Annotated in this window: 21 protein-coding genes; 11 read left to right on the forward strand and 10 right to left on the reverse strand. The window is 67.5% G+C overall.

What is annotated here, in order from left to right; translation table 11 throughout:
* Positions 1 to 2: 2 nt before the first annotated feature.
* The 3 genes from H4W80_RS12880 to H4W80_RS12890 form a co-directional block, all read right to left on the reverse strand.
* Entirely contained in the window at positions 3 to 476 is a 474-nt protein-coding gene (locus H4W80_RS12880; RefSeq protein WP_192785310.1) for a hypothetical protein, read from the reverse strand.
* Positions 477 to 652: 176 nt separating this feature from the next.
* Positions 653 to 880: a hypothetical protein gene (locus H4W80_RS12885; protein ID WP_192785311.1), complete on the reverse strand. Its 228-nt coding sequence runs from the start codon at positions 878 to 880 to the stop codon at positions 653 to 655.
* Positions 871 to 1,107 (reverse strand): ATP-binding protein, encoded by a 237-nt coding sequence (locus H4W80_RS12890; protein ID WP_192785312.1) that lies wholly within the window; start codon positions 1,105 to 1,107, stop codon positions 871 to 873. Before H4W80_RS12890 ends, H4W80_RS12885 begins: the two co-directional genes overlap by 10 nt.
* Positions 1,108 to 1,117: 10 nt before the next feature.
* On the opposite strand from H4W80_RS12890, the gene H4W80_RS12895 reads away from it, so the two are divergent.
* From H4W80_RS12895 to H4W80_RS12910, 4 genes are all read left to right on the forward strand, one after another.
* A complete protein-coding gene (locus tag H4W80_RS12895) occupies positions 1,118 to 1,420 on the forward strand; it encodes a DUF397 domain-containing protein (RefSeq protein WP_192785313.1) in 303 nt (100 codons plus the stop codon).
* 711 nt (positions 1,421 to 2,131) lie between these two features.
* Positions 2,132 to 2,293, forward strand: coding sequence for a hypothetical protein (locus H4W80_RS12900; RefSeq protein WP_192785314.1), 162 nt, complete (start codon positions 2,132 to 2,134; stop codon positions 2,291 to 2,293).
* Between the two features lie 778 nt (positions 2,294 to 3,071).
* Positions 3,072 to 3,620: a PadR family transcriptional regulator gene (locus H4W80_RS12905; protein WP_192785315.1), complete on the forward strand. Its 549-nt coding sequence runs from the start codon at positions 3,072 to 3,074 to the stop codon at positions 3,618 to 3,620.
* Positions 3,621 to 3,694: 74 nt separating this feature from the next.
* Positions 3,695 to 4,606, forward strand: coding sequence for an alpha/beta fold hydrolase (locus H4W80_RS12910; RefSeq protein ID WP_192785316.1), 912 nt, complete (start codon positions 3,695 to 3,697; stop codon positions 4,604 to 4,606).
* 266 nt (positions 4,607 to 4,872) lie between these two features.
* On the opposite strand, the gene H4W80_RS64525 is transcribed toward H4W80_RS12910, so the two are convergent.
* Both H4W80_RS64525 and H4W80_RS62655 read right to left on the reverse strand, forming a co-directional pair.
* Positions 4,873 to 5,412, reverse strand: coding sequence for a hypothetical protein (locus tag H4W80_RS64525; RefSeq protein WP_420540605.1), 540 nt, complete (start codon positions 5,410 to 5,412; stop codon positions 4,873 to 4,875).
* Positions 5,312 to 6,118: a hypothetical protein gene (locus tag H4W80_RS62655; protein WP_264085982.1), complete on the reverse strand. Its 807-nt coding sequence runs from the start codon at positions 6,116 to 6,118 to the stop codon at positions 5,312 to 5,314. Before H4W80_RS62655 ends, H4W80_RS64525 begins: the two co-directional genes overlap by 101 nt.
* Before the next feature lie 608 nt (positions 6,119 to 6,726).
* Here H4W80_RS62655 and H4W80_RS12920 point away from each other — a divergent pair.
* The 7 genes from H4W80_RS12920 (at position 6,727) to H4W80_RS12950 (ending at position 11,840) form a co-directional block, all read left to right on the forward strand.
* On the forward strand, positions 6,727 to 7,446 hold the full coding sequence (locus H4W80_RS12920) for a Hint domain-containing protein (protein ID WP_225963400.1): 720 nt from the start codon (positions 6,727 to 6,729) through the stop codon (positions 7,444 to 7,446).
* A gap of 154 nt (positions 7,447 to 7,600) precedes the next feature.
* A complete protein-coding gene (locus tag H4W80_RS12925; RefSeq protein WP_192785317.1) occupies positions 7,601 to 7,909 on the forward strand; it encodes a hypothetical protein in 309 nt (102 codons plus the stop codon).
* 601 nt (positions 7,910 to 8,510) lie between these two features.
* A complete protein-coding gene (locus tag H4W80_RS12930) occupies positions 8,511 to 8,831 on the forward strand; it encodes a hypothetical protein (protein ID WP_192785318.1) in 321 nt (106 codons plus the stop codon).
* A gap of 513 nt (positions 8,832 to 9,344) precedes the next feature.
* Positions 9,345 to 9,959, forward strand: coding sequence for a DUF4328 domain-containing protein (locus H4W80_RS12935; protein ID WP_192785319.1), 615 nt, complete (start codon positions 9,345 to 9,347; stop codon positions 9,957 to 9,959).
* Positions 9,960 to 10,015: 56 nt separating this feature from the next.
* Complete coding sequence (locus tag H4W80_RS12940) at positions 10,016 to 10,186, forward strand: hypothetical protein (RefSeq protein WP_192785320.1); 171 nt, start codon at positions 10,016 to 10,018, stop codon at positions 10,184 to 10,186.
* A 355-nt stretch (positions 10,187 to 10,541) separates the two neighbouring features.
* Positions 10,542 to 10,949, forward strand: coding sequence for a class I SAM-dependent methyltransferase (locus H4W80_RS12945; protein ID WP_318786840.1), 408 nt, complete (start codon positions 10,542 to 10,544; stop codon positions 10,947 to 10,949).
* Between the two features lie 90 nt (positions 10,950 to 11,039).
* On the forward strand, positions 11,040 to 11,840 hold the full coding sequence (locus H4W80_RS12950) for a phosphotransferase enzyme family protein (RefSeq protein WP_192785321.1): 801 nt from the start codon (positions 11,040 to 11,042) through the stop codon (positions 11,838 to 11,840).
* A gap of 170 nt (positions 11,841 to 12,010) precedes the next feature.
* Here H4W80_RS12950 and H4W80_RS12955 read toward each other — a convergent pair whose 3' ends face one another.
* The 5 genes from H4W80_RS12955 to H4W80_RS12975 are packed head-to-tail and all read right to left on the reverse strand — an operon-like array spanning position 12,011 to position 17,859.
* Positions 12,011 to 12,310: a hypothetical protein gene (locus H4W80_RS12955; protein ID WP_192785322.1), complete on the reverse strand. Its 300-nt coding sequence runs from the start codon at positions 12,308 to 12,310 to the stop codon at positions 12,011 to 12,013.
* Positions 12,311 to 12,358: 48 nt separating this feature from the next.
* Positions 12,359 to 14,437: a hypothetical protein gene (locus H4W80_RS12960; protein ID WP_192785323.1), complete on the reverse strand. Its 2,079-nt coding sequence runs from the start codon at positions 14,435 to 14,437 to the stop codon at positions 12,359 to 12,361.
* Positions 14,438 to 14,440: 3 nt separating this feature from the next.
* Entirely contained in the window at positions 14,441 to 15,295 is an 855-nt protein-coding gene (locus H4W80_RS12965) for a carbohydrate ABC transporter permease (protein WP_192785324.1), read from the reverse strand.
* Positions 15,292 to 16,257, reverse strand: coding sequence for an ABC transporter permease (locus tag H4W80_RS12970; RefSeq protein WP_192785325.1), 966 nt, complete (start codon positions 16,255 to 16,257; stop codon positions 15,292 to 15,294). Before H4W80_RS12970 ends, H4W80_RS12965 begins: the two co-directional genes overlap by 4 nt.
* A gap of 3 nt (positions 16,258 to 16,260) precedes the next feature.
* Positions 16,261 to 17,859, reverse strand: coding sequence for an extracellular solute-binding protein (locus H4W80_RS12975; RefSeq protein WP_192785326.1), 1,599 nt, complete (start codon positions 17,857 to 17,859; stop codon positions 16,261 to 16,263).
* Positions 17,860 to 17,870 lie beyond the last annotated feature (11 nt).

Here is a 17,870-nt window from a genome sequence, read left to right on the forward strand (position 1 = left end):
CGTCAGCTAAAGGTTCCGTCAGAGGCGCGACACCGGACCGTGCTCCCCGCCTTCGTCACCCAGGATGAATTCCTCGCAGCAGGAGGTTTCGGCCATGCAGAAGAGTCCTCGTGGGACATGTGGCCACCACTGGCGCATATCTGATCACTTCCTGTGGCGCGGCGGCGGGGCGCGATGGGTAGGGGATCACCGCCGCGCCGGTCACGGTTCCCGGAGGCCGCAGGGGCGTGCCCGCGCCCCCCGGGAAGCTCTTTGAGCTGGCCATAGATGGCTACGCCCAGCTTGCGCAACGCGGCACCGGGCAGGCGAAGGGTGCCAGCGCCGAAGTTGCTCATGTCTCGCGCCGCGAAGGCGTCCTCGGCGTCGGCGATCAGCGCACAGGCCACGGTGGTGCCGTCGACGTCAGCGAACAGGGACTCATCCACGTGGAGGGCACACAGGTCGATGTCGATCCCCTTCCGGTGATCGTTCATCATGGGCGTTCTCCTCACAATCGGCCCCATGGGGGGGTTCGGCTGCGCCAGATGCGGGGGTCCGGCCTTTGGGGGTCCCCGACCCGCCAACTGCGAAGGCAGCGGCGGGCCGGGGATGCTTGAGCGTGGTGAGGTGGCAGGCTGCGGCCGCTCTGCCTGTAGCTTGGCGGTTTCGCGGTTCACGACGGCTGCAAGCCAGCGTCGCCGCCCGCGCCGCCGTCTGAGGGCTGAGCGGTGGTCAGGTCGGCCCACACGACGCGGCGGCCCCGCTCCAGGAGGGCGGTGCCGCTGCGCACGGACAGGGCTGCCACGATGCCCAGGCCACGGCCCGATACGTCCATGGAACCCTGCCGAAGCGCGACGAAGCGCGGCTGCGGGTCACAGGTGCCTGGGTCGATCACTTCCAAGCGAAACCGTCCCCGAAGCCGAGTCGCACTTTGACCCAGTCGCGTTGCGGGCCCGCCGGCACATGCTCGATGGCGTTGTTGACCAGCTCTGACACCACCTGAAGGGCATCAGAGCGGACCAAGGGGTGACGACCAGCCAGCCATAGGTTGACCGCTTGCCGGGCTTGCCACGGCGTTTTCTCGCCGCGGCGCAGCGTAGCGCTTTCCCATACGGCCACGTCCGGCATCTGCGTGAGTATGGTTGCTGCTGGCACGAAATCACCGACTTATCCGAGTTACTGCCCGAGCTCCCCGAGACAGGCGCGCTGCCGTTTCGACTGTGTCGGCTCCCAGCATGAACAGTCACGGCACGAATGGGTACGTCAATCTCGCGAAACTTGCACGACAAAGAACGACAGCATCTTGGAAGTCGCTACCAATCTGCCCGACATCATCGCTGTCCGCGACAGCAAGGAACCTCACGGGCCCGCACTGGTCTTTACTCCCGGAGAGTGGAAGGCATTCCTCAAAGGCGCCAACCAAGGCGAATTCGACATCTAACGGCGCAGGTCAAGTAAGCCCAGCCGGGCAGCGGAGAACCCACGCGCCCGTCGTGACAACACCCGCCTCCGCAGCCCATCAAGCCAGTCGCGTGAGGCCCTCCGCAACCGCAGGGGGCCTTACGCGTTAACCCCGGCCGCAGGGCCAAATCCTGCCGTCACGCGAGTTGATTGGGTTACCGTTCAGCCCCACGTTGATGAGTCGCTCTGCTGTGGTGCGTACCCAGTCCCCCACCTCGGCCGGGAAATACCGAGGAACATAGCCACGAGCAGGACGCGGGGGTGATCGGCGTAACGGCGCGCATGCAGCAGCATCCCACTTCCCCACATCTTTGGCTTGCTGGCTTAAGAACTCCCCCCACGAAGGTCCAAAAGCCTGCTGGCTTGAAAAGAAGCCTGCGAGCTTTAAATCCCGGCGGGGCCCGAGCTGGCTCCCCGCCAACCAGCGCATTGCCCCGCCTCACGCCCACCTGGCATGCTCACCATCATGACGACACGAGGCAATGAAGGCGGCTGGACCCCGCAGGCGACCAGGGCGGCTGGGCGCCTTCGAGCGTAGACGGCGGCGCACGCTCCACGGGCGGCATGCGCCACACGGGCGGCTGGTAGCCACCCTTCCCCGGCCAAATCAAGGGCCCACCCCTCACGGGGCGGGCCCGGCGCGCGTCTCGGGCCAGGACACAAACGCTCCTCCCCCTCCACCATGCCGCTCATGGCCGCGGCGACCTTCGACATGCTGATCGAGCAGGGCATCGACTACGACTACGTCCACACCGTGCGCTCCCAAGCCTCCGGACAACCGCCCCTCGACCTGACCGGCTGCAACGGCGTCGGCGGAAGATCTGGCCCGAAGCGGTGCACCAGCCGACGGTAGGCAGCGTGGTCGCCGGCCTGGATCGGCTCATGACACGTCTGACACGTCTGACACGTCTGACACGTCGTCCAGTTGTTCCCCGTCACTCAAGATGGTGATCTAGGAAGCGCCTGAGTCATTCCTGATGGGGACGCTGGCGGATCATGTCCGGTTTCGTGTGCGACGACGTGGTGGAGATGAGCGGGCAGTGTGCTGGGGTTTCGCCGCTGTGATCTGACGATGCGGAATCGATCGCGTCGTTTGTGTTGATCGTCCGGCTGGGTGCGGGTCAGCGTGACCACGTTCGTGATAGGCCCCGACCCTCCCACTTTCGATTGGCGCCGAGACCGGGAGGGCCGTGGGTGCCGGAGGCACTACGTGGTCACGGTAGAGGTCGATGCGGCCTGCGTCGAGCGCAGGCTGAACCATCGTGAGCTGAATTGCCCCGATGCGGCGGTGAGCTGGCCCGATGGGGATTCGGGCGATCGCGCCGGTTGCGCGGTCCCGACGGCGAGGCGGAAATTCGGCCCCGGCGGTCGCGGTGCTTGGGTTGCGGGCGCCCCACATGCTGCTGCCGGTCGGGGTGCTGGCGCGGCGGGCCGACACCGCGGAGGTGATCGGCGCCGCGGTGGAGGCGGCTGCGGGCGGGCAGGGCCATCGTCGGATCGCGCCGCCACGAGCGGCGAGCTCACCAATATCGACCCCGGCTTCCCCGGACTCTCCTACATGCACGTTCCACACTAAAATCTTTTACTATTACCTGGACAGTTGGACGTGCTCTGGCAAAAGGTGGTTCTCCATGTCTCTTCGGATGGCCCTGCTGACGCTCATCGCCGGGCAGCCGCGCAGCGGCTATGACATCAACCAGGAGTTCGACGGAGTGCTCATGTTCGTCTGGCACGCCAAACCCACCCAGGTCTATCCCGAGCTCAAGCGCCTGGCCGCCGATGGGCTCATCCGTGAGCAGGACCAGGGGCCGCGGGGCCGGCGCCCTTACGAGATCACCCGTGAAGGGCTGCGCACGCTGCGAGACTGGCTGACGACCACCTCCGCCGACCACTCCCAGCGCAACGAGACCGTGCTGCGGACGTTCGCGCTGTGGACCGTCGAGCCCGAGGAGGCCCAGGCGTTCCTGCGCGAGGAACTGGAGTACCACCGGGCCCGCCTGCGGGGCCTGCGCGTTCTGCAGAAGGGGCTCGACCTCGACCGGCCCGCCGACCGAGCGGCGCTGCTCGGCCTGGAGGCCGGGGTCCGGCGCCTGGAGGCGGTCGTCTCCTGGGCCGAGTGGGCGCTCGGCGTTGTGGCGGCCTGGCCTGCCGGCACCGGCATGGCGCAGGACACGGGATGAAGCCGCCGCTCCTTCACCTCCACCTGCCGTCAACTCCACCCTGGTCGCCGACCGTAACCCACGGGAGCATCCTTATGAGCACCGCCATCTCGGCACAGCAGAGCATCACCCTGGAGGACGGGCGGCGGATGGCCTATGCCGTCTTCGGCGATTCGGCCGGGCAGCCCTGCCTGTTCGTCCACGGCTTCTCCTCCTCCCGATGGCTGGCCGGGTGGGCTCTGTCCGCGAAGGTCCTGCGACGCCACAGCGTGCGGTTGGTCGCCGTGGACCGGCCCGGCTACGGCTTGTCGACCGCCAACCCGGCAGGCGGGTTCACCGACTGGGCATGCGACGCCGCCGCGCTGGCCGGGCACCTCGGTCTCGGCCGCCTCGCCGTCATCGGCGTCTCCATGGGGGCCGGTCCCGCTCTGGCCCTGGCCGCCACCCGCCCAGACCTGGTCACCAGCACGACCATTCTCAGCGGCATGCCTCCCATCGGCCCCGGGGAACGTTGGGCTCCCGACAGCCGCGGCGATGCGCTGTACTGGCGGCTGGCCCGGCATGCCCCCTGGCTGCTGCGCCGGCTGTGCTCGGCCACCGCCACGATGACGGGCGCCTCCACCAGGGGCGACGCCGACAGGGTCATCCGCCGGGTCGAGCGCGGGCTGCCCGACGCCGATGCACGGGCATTCCGCGAGCTGGTCCGCGACGCCGACGCCAGGACCGCGTTCGTGGCGGATCTGTCTGAAAGCTCCCGCCAGGGCGGTGCGGCCATGGCCGACGATCTGCGGCGATATCTGCGGCCTTGGGGATTCGAGCCTGCCGACGTCTCCGGTCCGGTGCGCTTGTGGCACGGGACCGAAGACCCCAAGGTGCCGGTCACGCTGGCCCGGCGGCTGGCCGCACGGCTCCCTCGGGTGAGCGCACGGTTCGTACCAGGCGGGCACTTCGCCGCATTCGCCCACCAAGACGAGATCATCGGCGAGATCGAGGCCGAGAGGCGCTGAGCCGAGATCGAGGCGACAGCGTGGCGGCGATGAGGCGTCGGCAGATCGCGGAAGGTCACGGCCACGGTCGGCGGCACTCTGAGAACTCGCGGCAGCGTGCTTTTCGGACGGCAGGCTGTACCGGCGGGTGAGGGTGATCCACGGCAGCGGCAGTTCGTCCAGCCGCGGCCGGGACTACCCGGCTGGACAGGCGTCGACGCCGGTGGGCTGTTCAGCGTCGTCCTGGCGCCGCCACACCTCGCTCGGCGGCGTCAACGCGGCGGCGGTCATGTGGTGCCTTTCTCACGAAGCAGTGTGGCCAGTTGCTGTCGACGGGCAGTCAGCGGCACCTCTAGGCCGGGGCGCAGGTCAGGCCAGGTGCGGCGGCCCGGATAGACCGCCTCGACCGGCAGTCGTCCGGTTGCCAAGGCCATCCGGGTACGCAGGTGGCCCGGTCCCACGATGGCCAGTCGCCCCGCGCACAACCGCAGCGGATGGGCCGAATCGAGCGGATTCCTTGTGGCGGCCGCAGGTCGTGCATCGACCAGTTGACACCGAGCGAATTGTTGGCTCGCACGAGGACGGCGCGCAGGGAGTCGTAGTCCAGATCTCGGGGGTTCCGGCGGCCCACCGTTGCGTCGTCGGCGGCGTAGCGTCTTCCAGAGTCGTTCGTTCGGGCCGATCTGTCCGATCTCCGTGTGGTACAGGCGCAGCCAGACGAACGCTTCAGGGCTCGCAGGTAGCCACTGCTGGGCTCCACTTCCTTTGCGATGGACTCGAATCAGCTGATCGCCCCAGTCGATGTCGGCGCCGCGGACGCCGAGCAACTCGCTGGCCCGCGCGCCCGTGCTGATTGCCAGAGCCATGATCGCTCGGTCTCGGTTCGAGCGGAGCACGGCGAAGAACTCGGTCCAGCGCTCGTCGGACATGGCCCGTGGTCGCCGTTTGGGCACAGGCGGGTTGTAGCGAAGCTTTCCTTCCGGCCGAAACGGCTCCAAGGGGTTGTGGTGCGCGTTCGGGCGGCGGCCCTTGTCTCTTTTGTGTGGGATGGGGTTTGACTACTGGCCCTTCGCCACACTCGATCCAGTAGTCGTAGAACGATCGCAGGACGGCGTTGCTGTGGCGGATCGTACGTGGCTGGTAGCGGTCGTCGAGGTGCTGCCTGAGGGTGACGGGGTTGATGCCGCCGGCGAGTTGCGCAGTCTTCGTACGCGGCGAACGGCGCGGCTTGGTCGTGCGCATCAGCCAGAGCACGAAGTCGCGGTTCTCAACCGAGGTCGCTCGGTCCCACTCCACCTCGATGGCACGCAGGAAGCGCCACCACCGCTGCAACGCAAAGGCGTAGCTCCGCACGCTCTCCGCCGCGTTCCCTCCATCGACGAAGTCGCGGAGGAACAGCAGAACGGGCTGCACCGGTGCACCCGTCGGGTCGATGACGATGTACGGCACCACGTCCCGTGATGCGACCACGCGCCCCCAGGGTCCCGGGCCGATCGCGTCGATGTCCCGCTCCCCCTGGTCGGTGTCCTTCACACAGCCTCCATCCCGAGTAACTGTGAGAGTTCCTACCGAGCGGCGGTCGCGCATGGGACGAGGACACGAACATCGCTTGCCGTAGTCCGGTCAACACCTCGAAGTCCGCGCGGCGCACCGACAGGTAGGCGGCCGCGTCATCCCCCGTGCGCAGCACTCCCCGCTGGGCGGCGACCTCCAACGCGGGGTTGTCGTCGAATGCTTCCAGCGCGCGGCCGCGGTACAGCACGGCACCCTTGTGCTCGCCGCGCTCGGGCAGCAGTTTCTGCCGCGACAGTTCGACCACGGTGTCCGTGGAGACGTCCACGCCGGGAAAGCGGGCGGCGAGCAGCGCGGCCGCGCGGTGCGCCCCGGCGTCCGGCCTGCATCGGGAGCAGCACGCCAGGTGCGTTCGTCTGCATGTGCGGTGTCGAAGGCGGTGTCGATCCACCCGGCCTGGGCGCGTGGGGCGAAGGGCACCACTGGGCGGAACTCCCGGATAGCGGGAAGGCATCACCTTACGGATTGTCACGTACCAGACCTCCTCGTCGGCGACGCCATCGACTGCATGAATGGAAGCGCGGTCGGATGCGGGTTCTTTGCCTTGAACTTTGTGCCAGGGGGAGGCCTTGCGGCAAAAGGCATCAGCGGTGTCGCCAAGGCCTTTAAAGCACTTGGTCAAGGTGGGCAGCGGGATAGCGAAAGCGTGCAGCAGCTTTGTGCCGGGCACCCTGGTGCTGATGGCGGACGGAAGCCATAAACCGATCGAGGATGTTCGTGTCGGGGACGAAGTCCTGGCCACCGACCCCACCACAGGGGAAACGGTAGCCAAAAAGGTCACTGCGTTGATCAACGGTTCCGGCACGAAGCATCTGGTCGAGATCACCATCAAGGCAGAGGGAGCAGACAAAGCCGATCCTCAATCGATCTGGGTCGACGCAACATATCTCCAGCCGGGGACATGGCTACGCACCTCCGTGGGCACGAGGATTCAGATCACCAGCGTGAAGCGATGGACGACCACACAGAAGGTCCACAATCTGTCCATCGACGGTATCCCCACGTATTATGTGGGATCGGGCGGCGTTGACGTCCTGGTGCACAACACCTCGTGTCCCACGCTCATCAAACTCATTCGCAATTCGCCCGTTGACTACGCTACCAAAATTGCAAATGGGCACGGCTTCACAAAGCGCGTTGAAAAGAGAAAAGAGTTTCCCGGCACAAGCACGCGCAAGGAATATGCCGATTTGATCAGAGATATCATCAAGACCGGGGAAGCCAGGAACGTCAAGAATCAGCCGGGTTGTCGCATTCTGGAAAAATGGAGTTGTAGTCTTTTGGAATAGGTTGGACCCGGATATCGGCACGGCCTTCCCTCCGAAAACGGGCCAAGCGTACTGGGATAAGCTGTGATCACGTGCCGATGGAAGGGCGAAAATGAAGGCGGTACCACTACACGCCGATCGTTTCAGTTTCGAACTGTCTGCCAAAGAGCTTCGTGTGATCATAGTAGGCCTACGGGAGGCAGACCAAGAACTGGAAGACTGGGAGTTTCAAACAAGAACCGGATTCGAGCGGAGCACGATGCGGGCATTGCTTGAGGCCATCTTCAAGGAAGAGAGATGGGGTCAAGTCTATACTTACACCCTCGAATTCTCCGCCGAAGAGGTTCAAATGATCGTGGCAGGTTTGCGCGAGGCAGACCGGAAACTTGAAGACTGGGAATTTCAAACAAGGACCGGATCCGAGCGAAGCGCAATGAGAGCATTTCATGATGAGATCCTCGCGGCGCTAAACAAGACTGAGTAATAGCCGGGCCTGTACGTACGCTCCGTGGATTCGTTGTGGTTCTTGTGGTCTGGGTCAGGAATCCGATGATCAGTCGGAGCCGGTGCTGAAGCTTCATAGATATGCACCTGGCGTTCCGAATGAGTGGTAGGGCCGCCGGGAGGGATTTCGCCTCCCGGCCTCCACGGGGCCACCCCGGATGGCCGGCTCTTCTTCCATGCCTTCGGTGCGCTGGCCGAGCTCATCCGCGAACTCATCGCGGAGGGCGCGCACGAGGCTCCTTGCCGCCGACTGGCCGCCGACTGGGACACCGCCGCGGCGTCCACCTGGAACCGGCACCTGTCCGCCCTGGTCTTCTTCGCCGCCTGGCCCAGCGCCAGGACCTGCTGGCCGCAACCGATATCTGGGGTTGTCGGCCATTTCTCGCAGGTCAGAGCGAGATGATCTTTTCAGGCACGTAAGGCACTAAGGCACGTTGGCTGGCGCTGTAGGCATGGGTGCATCCCAGGAGTGTCCCCGGGGTTTCGGCCGGGCAGCGGGCCGGACTGGTCGACGTCGGCGCTGGAGACTGGCCTGGTCTGCGAGTGTGTCAGCGGGACCGGGCCGGTCGTGCTCGGCGGTGATGCGAGCGGAGATTCAATTCGCCCGGGCGGATCTCGCGGCCGACGCTGGCCGGGTGCTGCTGGCGGGACTTGGCCTGCAGCAGGTCGCCGGCCATCTCGACGACTTCGAAGGCTGGCTAGAGCACGACCCCTATCTGCGCGTCAGCGTCTGGGACGCTCGGCCTGCCGCCAACGCCAACCGAGGTCAGCTGGGGTTCGACAAATACCCGGCGGATCAGTACGGCAGCGTGTTGAAGCTGTCGAAGATCCCGCCGCATGCGGTCGAGATCCGCTCCCCTTTGCAGGTCCACCGGCAGGTGCGTACGCGCCGTCGATCTTGACCTTCCCCGTGATGACCGGCGTCACCGACGGCTGAGGAGACGGCGCAGGTGGCTGCAGCGGCCAGCTCGCCAGAACTTACCCCGCAGGTCAGACCCATGAGCGCCGGCGCATCGGCACGGGCTTGACCGGTCAGCTGTTCGGCCCGAGCGCGCAGGGCGGCCAACTGGTCGGCCGAGCACAGCTCCGACACCTCGGCCGGGCATTCATTGGCGACAGTTGCTGCTCGCCGTGTTCCCGCCACACCAGGATCGCGCACCGAAGACCGTCACCGACAGCGTACGATCCCGGCTTCGTCACAAGAGGATGGCGGGTCGGACCAAATGATCCTTTCCTGGCTGCCGGCCCGACATACTGGTACGCCCCGATTCAGAAAGGGCCGCGCCATGTATCCGCCACCCCCCTCCTATCCTGGCTATCCGCCACCGCAGATGCCCTTACGCCCGGTCCGCGGCGTCGCCATCTTCGCCGTGGTGGCCTTGGTGTGCGACTCGCTTACGGGGATCGTCGCGGCTGTGATCGATCTCTGGTACGCCTCGCTTGTGGACCGTATGATCGCCGACGTCGACTCCGTGCCCGAGGCGGAGATCGACACAGGCGATCTCGTCTACGGCCTGTCCGGCATCCTGGAGACGGTCGTCTACGTCGTGGCCATCGTGGCGTTCCTGGTGTGGTTGTTCAGGGTCCGGGCGAACGCCGAGATCCTCGCACCCGACGGTCACCGGCGCGGCCAGCCGTGGCTGATCTTCGGCTGGGTGGTGCCCATCGTCAGCTTCTGGTTCCCGAAGCAGATCGTGGACGACATCTGGTCTGCTTCCTCCCGCGTCCCCTCGCCTCCTCGGGGGCTGTTCAACGCCTGGTGGGCGGCCTGGCTGATCGGCACCTGGGTGGCCAACGTGGCCGGCCGCCTGCTGTTCAAGGCCGACGAACTGGAGCCGCTGGCCGCCGCCGCGCGGTTCGACGTGGTGGGTATCGCGCTGATGCTCATCGCGGCCGTGCTGGCGATCGGTGTCATCCGCAAGATCACCGAGGCCCAGGAGGAGCACCGATCAGCCGCCGGCATGCCCTCCGCAGGCATGCCTCTCGGTGGCATGGCTCCCGGCGCTCCCGGCGGCTACCCGGGGCACTGACGGCCGCTCCACCGGGCGCCAACCGAGGACCGGGCCAGGGCCGGACCGTCCATGGCTTGACGATGCACCGCCTGCAGGAAGCGTGTGCTGATGCCGGATTCTCATTGGCCGCCCACGACCACAGCACCCTCAACTGGCCGGCGAATGATGAGGCGACCACGGTGGCGGTCTTCATCGGCCGCGCCTATGAGGCCGTCAGCGGAGCCGGCGCCCGCGAGAGGACTTGATCGCCGCCACAGTGCTCCGCACCCGGGGCCGAACGCGGCCAGCACCCGCAGCCGCCCCTGCCGGGTGGCGGCCTACGGCGGTGCCGCAGCCGGTTGGCGATCACGGCTCAGGACGGCCGGTCCAGGCCGTCGGTAAGACCGACGTCGGTGCCGGGTACCTCTCCTCCATTGCGCCGGGCACGGCGCAGGCGACGCGGTGGTGGCTAAGGTGGCGGCTTCGCACAACCCTTCTGCGGCCGTCCGCCGGGTGCGATCCGCGCGGGTGAGATGCCGATGCTTCACCCGGCTTAGACCAGGCCCTCCCATACTCCGGATGTTCTGACGTTGCCGCACGGGCGCAGCTACCCTCGCTGCAGTGACCACCGACACCCTGCCTTCTGAGTCCCCCGATCGTCTGCGAGCCGACATGGTCGCCGAGCTCAAGGAAGGCGCCTGGATCCGCTCCCCACATGCCGAGGCGGCCCTCGCGAAGGTGCCACGTGAGAAGTTCGCCCCCGAAGCGCCGTCAATCGCCGCCGCTTACTCCCCCATGGACACCGTTGTCACCAAGCGTGATGCCAGCGGCAAGGCAACGAGTTCCGTCAGCGCTCCCTGGCTGCAAGCCGAGATGCTCGAAGCCGCCCAGCTCACGCGTGGGGCGCGAGTGCTGGAGATCGGCAGCGGCGGCTACAACGCGGCACTCATCGCCGAGATCGTCGGCCCGGAGGGGCTGGTGGTCACCGTGGACATCTTCTCTGTCAAGTCCGGCGTGTTGAACTTCTGACTATCAGTCCTCGCGGCCTAGTGCCGTGTGCGGACCGGTTCTCCCGAACAGAACCAGACGGCGCGACCCAATGTGGTGGACTACTAGACCATGAAGATCACGCCTCAGCTCAGCATGCTGTGGGAGTCAGCTGACCCCGAAGAAGCTCTTAGCCAGCGTTTTGGCTTCGCCGATGCTGTTTCCGCGGCCGGCTGGGTGGGTGACACCCTTTGGGACACCTGGGCCATCACGGTTGATGACTGCGAGCGCCTGGTCATCAGTGCCGGAAACCTGCTGGCGTGGATCACGACCGATGACATACGCCTCATCGCGAAATGGTCCGTCGACTCAAAGCTGTTCCAGCGCCTGGCCGATACGGCAACCCTTACCATGTGGCTTCACCGCTGCGGCATCCCTGTTGCTGCTCCGATTCCGGCAAGAGACGGTCGCCTTCGAGTAGAGCTGGATGACGTTTCGCTCGGCGTCTTTCCCGTCATCGACGGCGATCTTCTCGATGTAGGAGATCCGGCGCAGGTCATCGAGGCGGGCCGGATGCTGGCGACGCTCCACGAAGCGATGGCTGCCTACCCCCACCACATCGGCGGCGGCCCGTCGGCCCGGCATGAGCAGCTCGTCCACAATGACTTCCGGTCCGCCAACCTCCTTCATGACGGGACGAGCATCACGGCAGTCCTCGACTTCGAGGAGGTGACCTACCGCTCAAGGGTGTCGGACCTGGCCAAAGCGACAGCGCTGCTCGGAACTCGCTTCCACGATTGGGGGCCGACGAGCCAGCTCGTCCGGGAAGCGTTCGTCGGGGCATACTGCGATCAGGCTCCGCTGACTAATGCCGAACAGAGCCAACTGCAGAGCGGCATCGAAGCCGTCATGAAGCATTTCGGCTGGGCATAGACGGCGCGCCGGGGACATCGGAGCCACTCGTCGTGCTCGAACCAAGATGACAGGACCGCGCCTCCCGGTCAGTCCGGGTGGTGCAGTCGGAGGCATCTTGACCTGCTGCCGACGATCGCGCCGGGTGCCTGCGGCCGCTCACGGGTGGCGGCTGCAGGCGGATTCGCCGTCTATTCCGGGCGCGGGTGGCCGGGGATGGCCCGGAGCCGCGGGACGTCGCGGGCGTCAACGACCTCTTCGGGTCTGACGCCCGCCCGGTCCAGTTTGCGCCTCCAGAACGGCAAGCGCTCGTAGGCGTAGCCGGCCATCAGGGCCAGCCGTTCGCCCTGCAGACGGCGCATGTCACGGTAGGGCAGGCGCAGCACAGCAGGATCGTCGGCGTCGTAGTCGGGAAGGTGGGTCGTTTCGGCCATGGCGTCATTGTCGGAAGCCAGCGGGTCGAGGCGCTGCTGCCACGAGTGCACAGTCATCGGCCAGACGCGCACAGGGTCATGGGCCGCGTGCGGTCCCGGGCCCGCTCACGCGATGACCTGGTAACCGAACTGCACCACCAGCCCGCCGGCCCCGGTGCTGCCGAGTACGCGTACCTGCAGCCGCTTCGCGGCGGCCGTGCCGTCAACCACGTACGGCGAGGTGAGCGTCGTCGTCTGGAACGTCGTGGTGGCGCCGATCGCCGTCCCCCCGGCGCTGTCGCCGTCGGCGTCCAGGCGCACCTGGCAGGCCCCGGCGTCCAGCTTCCTGGCGACGCGGACGATGCGCAGCCGCTGGCCGTCGGCGTAGAGCAGGGTGGACAGGTCATGCAGGCCGTCGGTGACGGCGCCGTCGATGCGGGCGGTGAGCCAGCCGTCGATCTGCTGGACGCCCTTGTTGCCGTAGGCGCGGGTCTGCGCGGTCTGGGCGCCGGTCAGCGAGTAGGCGCCGGCGTGGTTGCCGTTGAGGTCGTTGGCGCTGATGAGCACGTCGGGTGAGGCGCTGACGATGCCGTAGTCCTGCCGGTTGACGCCGTCGCCGGCGAAGCCGCCGATGGCGTTGCCCGTCACCACCACGCGCGTGGCCGGCTCGCGGATGTTGATGCCGGCACCGTGCCGGTAGACCTCGCCGCCGCCCCCGTACGAGCCGCCGGGCTTGGCGCCTTTGAGGTCGAAGGCCGTCTCGCCGACGACCTCGATCGTCCACGGTCCCTCCAGCCCGGTGACGCCCGTGACGGTGACGCGGTCGTCGCTCTCCCAGCCGTGCGGGGCGGAGGTGGTGACGCGGACGCCGCCCGAGCCGTTGCCGGCCACGGCACTGATCTGCCTGGCGAAGTCCGGGTGCGCCATCCTGCCGTTGTTGCCGATCAGGCACCCGCTCACCGTGGTTCGGGCGGAGGCCACGTCGATGCCGTTGCGGCCGGCGCCGCGGATGACGCAGCCGGTGAAGGTGGCGCCGCCGACGAACTTGGGGCCGACGCGGACGTTGTCGTGTTCCCCGTCGGCGGAGATGTAGGTGTTGGCGAACTGGGCCTGCGCGCCTGCCTCCAGGAGGACCGGCACGCCGTGGCCGTTCTCGAAGCCGCCGCCCTCGAAGTAGACGAACTTGGGCAGCGCCTGGCTGCCGGTAGTGTTGCGCATCCACAGCCCGTGCCGTCCGAACAGGATGGCGGTCGCGATGAACTTGATCGAGCCGCCCAGGCCGTCGATGACGACGTTGTCGGTGGTCTTGTTGCCGCTTCCGGCCGCGATGCCGCACTGCACGAACTCGACGGGGTCGGCGCGCTGGTCGTCGGCGACGCCGTTGAGCAGGATGACCTGGTCGCCGGTGAAGGTGTTCCAGACGCAGTTCTGGAACCTGACCGTGTTGCAGGCCCGCAGCACGAGCCCGTTGTGGCCGTCGCGGAAGCGGGCGTCGGAGAAGGCCAGCATGTAGTTGCCGTCTTCCTTGGCCGTGCCGGCCCGTTCGGTGCGGATCATCGCGCCGCCGGTCAGGTTGAGGCCGCGGATCTGCAGGTTGCGGAAGCCGCCGCCGTGTACGCCGGTCAGCAGGAACCCGTCGGCGGCGCCGGTCTCCAGGAGGATCTGGGTGCCGTGGTCGGGGTGGTCGGTGTGGCCGGCGCCGTCGAAGGTGATCGGGACGCGCTTGACGGAGATCGTCTTCCTGATGAGGACCTTGCCGGGTCCGATCGCGATGGTGCCACCGGCGGGCAGGGCGTTGACGGCGCTCTGCAGGCGCTGGGTGTCGTCGTCGGCGCCGGTGCCGCGCCAGCCGTACCAGGCGAGGTCCACGGTGGTGGCGACGGGCCGCTTCCATCGGCCGGTGGCCACGCCGGCGACGGCGAAGACGGTGCCGCCGTCGTCGGGCTCGGTGCTGTTCTCGTCCCAGTACAGGTCGCCCCCGCCGCGGCCGGGCGTGGGCGTCACGCCGGGCTCGGCCTGGTAGTAGCCCAGCAGATAGATCTGCTCACCCGGCTGGCCGGGCGTCTCGCGCAGGTCGGTGACGCCGCCGATCTGCCGGACGTCCCGCTTGGCGGCCTGCGCGGGAGTGGCGGTCAGCGCCATGGCCGCCGCGCCGCCCGCGCCTAACACCGACAGAATCCGACGGCGGTCCTCGTTGATCTTCATGTGTCAGCCTTTCACCGCACCGATGAGGATGCCCTTGGCAAAGTGCTTCTGGAGGAACGGGTAGACGATCGCGATGGGGACCAGGCTCAGCACCAGGATCGCCATCTGCATGGACTGGGGAGGGGGCAGGAAGCCGCCCGACAGGTCCGCCGCGTCGACGCCCAGCGCGCTGTTGTCGACCACGTACGTGCGCAGGACAAGTTGCAGCGGCCACTTCTCGGTGTCGTTGAGGTAGAGCATGGCGTTGAAGAACGCGTTCCAGTACGCGACCGCGCTGAACAGCCCGACGACCGCGATGACCGCCTTCGACAGCGGCAGCACGACCCGCAGCAGGATGCGCAGCTCGCCCGCGCCGTCGATGCGGGCGGCGTCGATCAGCTCGCGCGGGACCTCCTGGAAGAACGCCCGCATGATGATGATCTGGAACCCGCTGGCCAGCCCCGGCAGGATGAGCGACCAGTAGGAGTCGAGCAGCCCGAGCTGCTTGATCGTCAGGTACATCGGGATCATGCCAGGCGCGAACAGCAGCGTGAACAGCACCATCAGCAGGATCGGCCGGTGCAGCAGCGAGCCCGGCCGGCTCAGCGAGTACGCCAGCAGCGTGATGCAGGTCAGCGAGAGCAGCGTCCCGACCACCGTGACCCCGATGGACACCAGCAGCGCCCGGGTGACCACCCCGCCGGCCAGGATGGCGCGGTAGGCGTCGAGGTTGGGCCGTTCGGGCCACAGGACGTAGCCGCCGGTGGCGGTGACCTGTGCCTGGTCGGCGAGGCTGGTGGAGAAGACGGCGAGGAACGGCAGTATCACCAGGGCGCAGCAGGCGGCCACGACCACGCCCTTGACGGCACGGATGATCATTTGGTGTAGAGTCCCCTCTCGCCCAGCAGGTGCGCGACCTTGTTGGCGCCGAGCACGAGCACCAGCCCGACCAGGCCCTTGACCAGGCCGACCGCGGCGGCCACGCCCCAGTTGCCGCCGACCACTCCGTAGGTGTAGACGTAGGTGTCCAGCACCTCCGACACCTCGGCGCCGACCATGGCCTGCTGGAGGATGATCTGCTCGAAGCCGACGGTGAGCACGTCGCCGAGCTTGAGGATGAGCATCAGCACGATCACGCCGCGGATGCCGGGCAGCGTCACGTGCCAGAGCTGGCGCATCCTGGAGGCGCCGTCCATGGCGCTGGCCTCGTACAGCTCGGGATCGACGCGGGAGAGCGCGGCCAGGAAGATGATCGTGCCCCAGCCGGCGTCCTTCCAGATCACCTGCGAGGTGATCAGCGCCAGGAACAGGTCGGGGTTGCCCATCAGCGGCAGCGTCGCGAGGTCGTGGGAGCGCAGGAACGTGTTGAGCAGGCCCGCGTTGCCCAGCATGTGCTGGAAGATCGCGACGACGACCACCCACGACATGAAGTGCGGCAGGTAGAGGATCGACTGGGCGAGCCGCTTGAGGCGCTCGCCGGCCAGCGAGTTGAGCAGCAGCGCCAGCGCGATCGGCACGGGGAAGACGAAGACGATCTGGACGAGCGAGATGACGAGCGTGTTGACCAGCGCGTTGAGGAACGCCGGGTCACCGTTGAAGATCACCCGGAAGTTGTCGAAGCCGACCCACGGCGCCTCCCAGATGCCCAGGAAGGGCTGGTAGTCCTTGAAGGCGATCACGTTGCCGAGCATCGGCACGTAGTGGAAGAGCAGGATGACGAGCAGGCCGGGCACGCCGAGCAGGAGCAGCAGCCCGTCCCTGCGCAGCCGGGAGACCTTCGGCGTCGCGCGCCGGGGCGGTGCGGCCACGCGGGCCGGCGGCGATTTCACGTCGAGCGCCATCGCTCAGTCGCCCTTGGCCAGCGCGGTCTCGTAGTCGCGGCGGATCTGGTCGCCGCCCTGGGCGCGCCACTGCTTGACGACCTCGTCCCAGTGGCCGATGGGTTTACGGCCGGAGACGATGTCCAGCTCGGCCTGGTCAATGATCTTGGTGAGGGTGCCGTTCTTGTTGACGGCGGTCTCGGAGTACAGGGCGGCGGCGGGGTTGCGCAGGATGCCGGGCACGACGCGTTCCTGGTAGGCGCGCTGGGCGTCCACCCGTTCGCGGGGGCGGGGGCCGAGCACGTGAGGGGCGTCGGCGACGTACTCGAGGGGCAGCTTGACCTCGGCCTTGCCGAGGCTGGTCGGCTCGGGGGCGCCGTCCTTCATCGTGTAGTGGACGCCCTCGACGCCGAACTTGCGGAACAGGTATTCGGTGGTGCCGAGCGGCGCGCTCAGCCAGTCGCAGATCCGCAGGAGCTTCGCCAGGCGGTCGCCCTCGGCCTTCTTGAACGCGGTGATGGCGAAGTGCGCCTGCCCCGCGCGGGCGGGCCCTGGCGAGACCACTGCGCCGACGTCCGCCTGGTAGGTGTCGGCGAGGATGTCCCAGGCGGCGTAGCCGTCGGCGTTGAGGGCGATGGTGCCGTTGCCGAACAGGTCGCGCAGGTTGAGTTTGCCGCCGATGGCGTCGGGGTGGAACAGACCGGCCCTGACCATCTCGGCGGTCTTGGCGATGGCCTCCTTGCGGCCTTCCACCTCGTGCTCGGAGGTGAATCTGCCGCCTTGCTCGCGCCACATGTTGGGGACGCCGAGCATGGTGCCGACGAACGTGATGACGCCCTTGGCGCTGCCGAAGGCCCACCGGTTCTTGGCCGGGTCGGTCAGGCCCTTGGCCAGGGCGAGGAAGTCGTCGTAGCCCTTGGGCCGGGCGCTCAGGCCGCGTTCGGCGATGAGGTCGGAGCGGGTGAACATGATCGTGCCGACGATGGCGCGCGGGATGGGGATGGCGTACACGCCGCCCTGGTAGGCGGTGGCCAGCCAGGAGTCGCGCGGGATGTTGGCCAGGAACGGGTAGGTCTTGACGGCGTCGCCGGAGACCAGGGGGCTGAGGTCGGCGCACAGGCGGGTGAGGATCTGCGCGCGGTTGGCCAGGTTGGCCGAGAGCATGAGGATGTCGGGCAGGTCGCCGCTGGCGATCACGGTGGACAGCTTGCTGACGTAGTCGGCGGCGGGCGCCATGGTGATGTTCAGCGTGGCGCCGAGCCGGGTGTTCAGCTCCTGCCAGAACCGGTTGGAGCCGGGGCCGGGCGGCACCGGGTTGAACATGTTGGTCAGCACCTTCACCTCGCCCAGTCCTTCGCCGGGCTTGTCGGTGAAGGCGGTGACGGGGTGGGCGGGGTAGGTGTAGTAGGCGGCCAGCACGCCGTCGGCGGTGGCCGGCAGGTCGGGTTTGACGAGGCCGGACGGGACGTACGCGGGCATGACCGCCTTGCGCGTCCCGGCCGGCGGGCTCGCCTGGGGTGATGACGGGCCGCACGCAGTCAGCAGGCCGCCCGAGGCGGTCAGCAGTGCGGTGCTCCCAGTGAGCTGGAGGAACTGGCGCCTGCTGTGACGCGCGTCCGACATGGCCTTTCCTT

Source organism: Nonomuraea angiospora, from assembly GCF_014873145.1.
GTDB classification, from domain to species: domain Bacteria; phylum Actinomycetota; class Actinomycetes; order Streptosporangiales; family Streptosporangiaceae; genus Nonomuraea; species Nonomuraea angiospora.

What these genes read in the sequence shown, in the direction of transcription:
- H4W80_RS12880 (WP_192785310.1), bottom strand. Translation starts at nt 476, where the DNA reads ATGATGAACGATCACCGGAAGGGGATCGACATCGACCTGTGTGCCCTC.
- H4W80_RS12890 (WP_192785312.1), bottom strand. Translation starts at nt 1,107, where the DNA reads ATGCCGGACGTGGCCGTATGGGAAAGCGCTACGCTGCGCCGCGGCGAG.
- H4W80_RS12895 (WP_192785313.1), top strand. Translation starts at nt 1,118, where the DNA reads ATGGTTGCTGCTGGCACGAAATCACCGACTTATCCGAGTTACTGCCCG.
- H4W80_RS12900 (WP_192785314.1), top strand. Translation starts at nt 2,132, where the DNA reads ATGGCCGCGGCGACCTTCGACATGCTGATCGAGCAGGGCATCGACTAC.
- H4W80_RS12905 (WP_192785315.1), top strand. Translation starts at nt 3,072, where the DNA reads ATGTCTCTTCGGATGGCCCTGCTGACGCTCATCGCCGGGCAGCCGCGC.
- H4W80_RS12910 (WP_192785316.1), top strand. Translation starts at nt 3,695, where the DNA reads ATGAGCACCGCCATCTCGGCACAGCAGAGCATCACCCTGGAGGACGGG.
- H4W80_RS12930 (WP_192785318.1), top strand. Translation starts at nt 8,511, where the DNA reads ATGCGAGCGGAGATTCAATTCGCCCGGGCGGATCTCGCGGCCGACGCT.
- H4W80_RS12950 (WP_192785321.1), top strand. Translation starts at nt 11,040, where the DNA reads ATGAAGATCACGCCTCAGCTCAGCATGCTGTGGGAGTCAGCTGACCCC.
- H4W80_RS12955 (WP_192785322.1), bottom strand. Translation starts at nt 12,310, where the DNA reads ATGACTGTGCACTCGTGGCAGCAGCGCCTCGACCCGCTGGCTTCCGAC.
- H4W80_RS12960 (WP_192785323.1), bottom strand. Translation starts at nt 14,437, where the DNA reads ATGAAGATCAACGAGGACCGCCGTCGGATTCTGTCGGTGTTAGGCGCG.
- H4W80_RS12965 (WP_192785324.1), bottom strand. Translation starts at nt 15,295, where the DNA reads ATGATCATCCGTGCCGTCAAGGGCGTGGTCGTGGCCGCCTGCTGCGCC.
- H4W80_RS12970 (WP_192785325.1), bottom strand. Translation starts at nt 16,257, where the DNA reads ATGGCGCTCGACGTGAAATCGCCGCCGGCCCGCGTGGCCGCACCGCCC.
- H4W80_RS12975 (WP_192785326.1), bottom strand. Translation starts at nt 17,859, where the DNA reads ATGTCGGACGCGCGTCACAGCAGGCGCCAGTTCCTCCAGCTCACTGGG.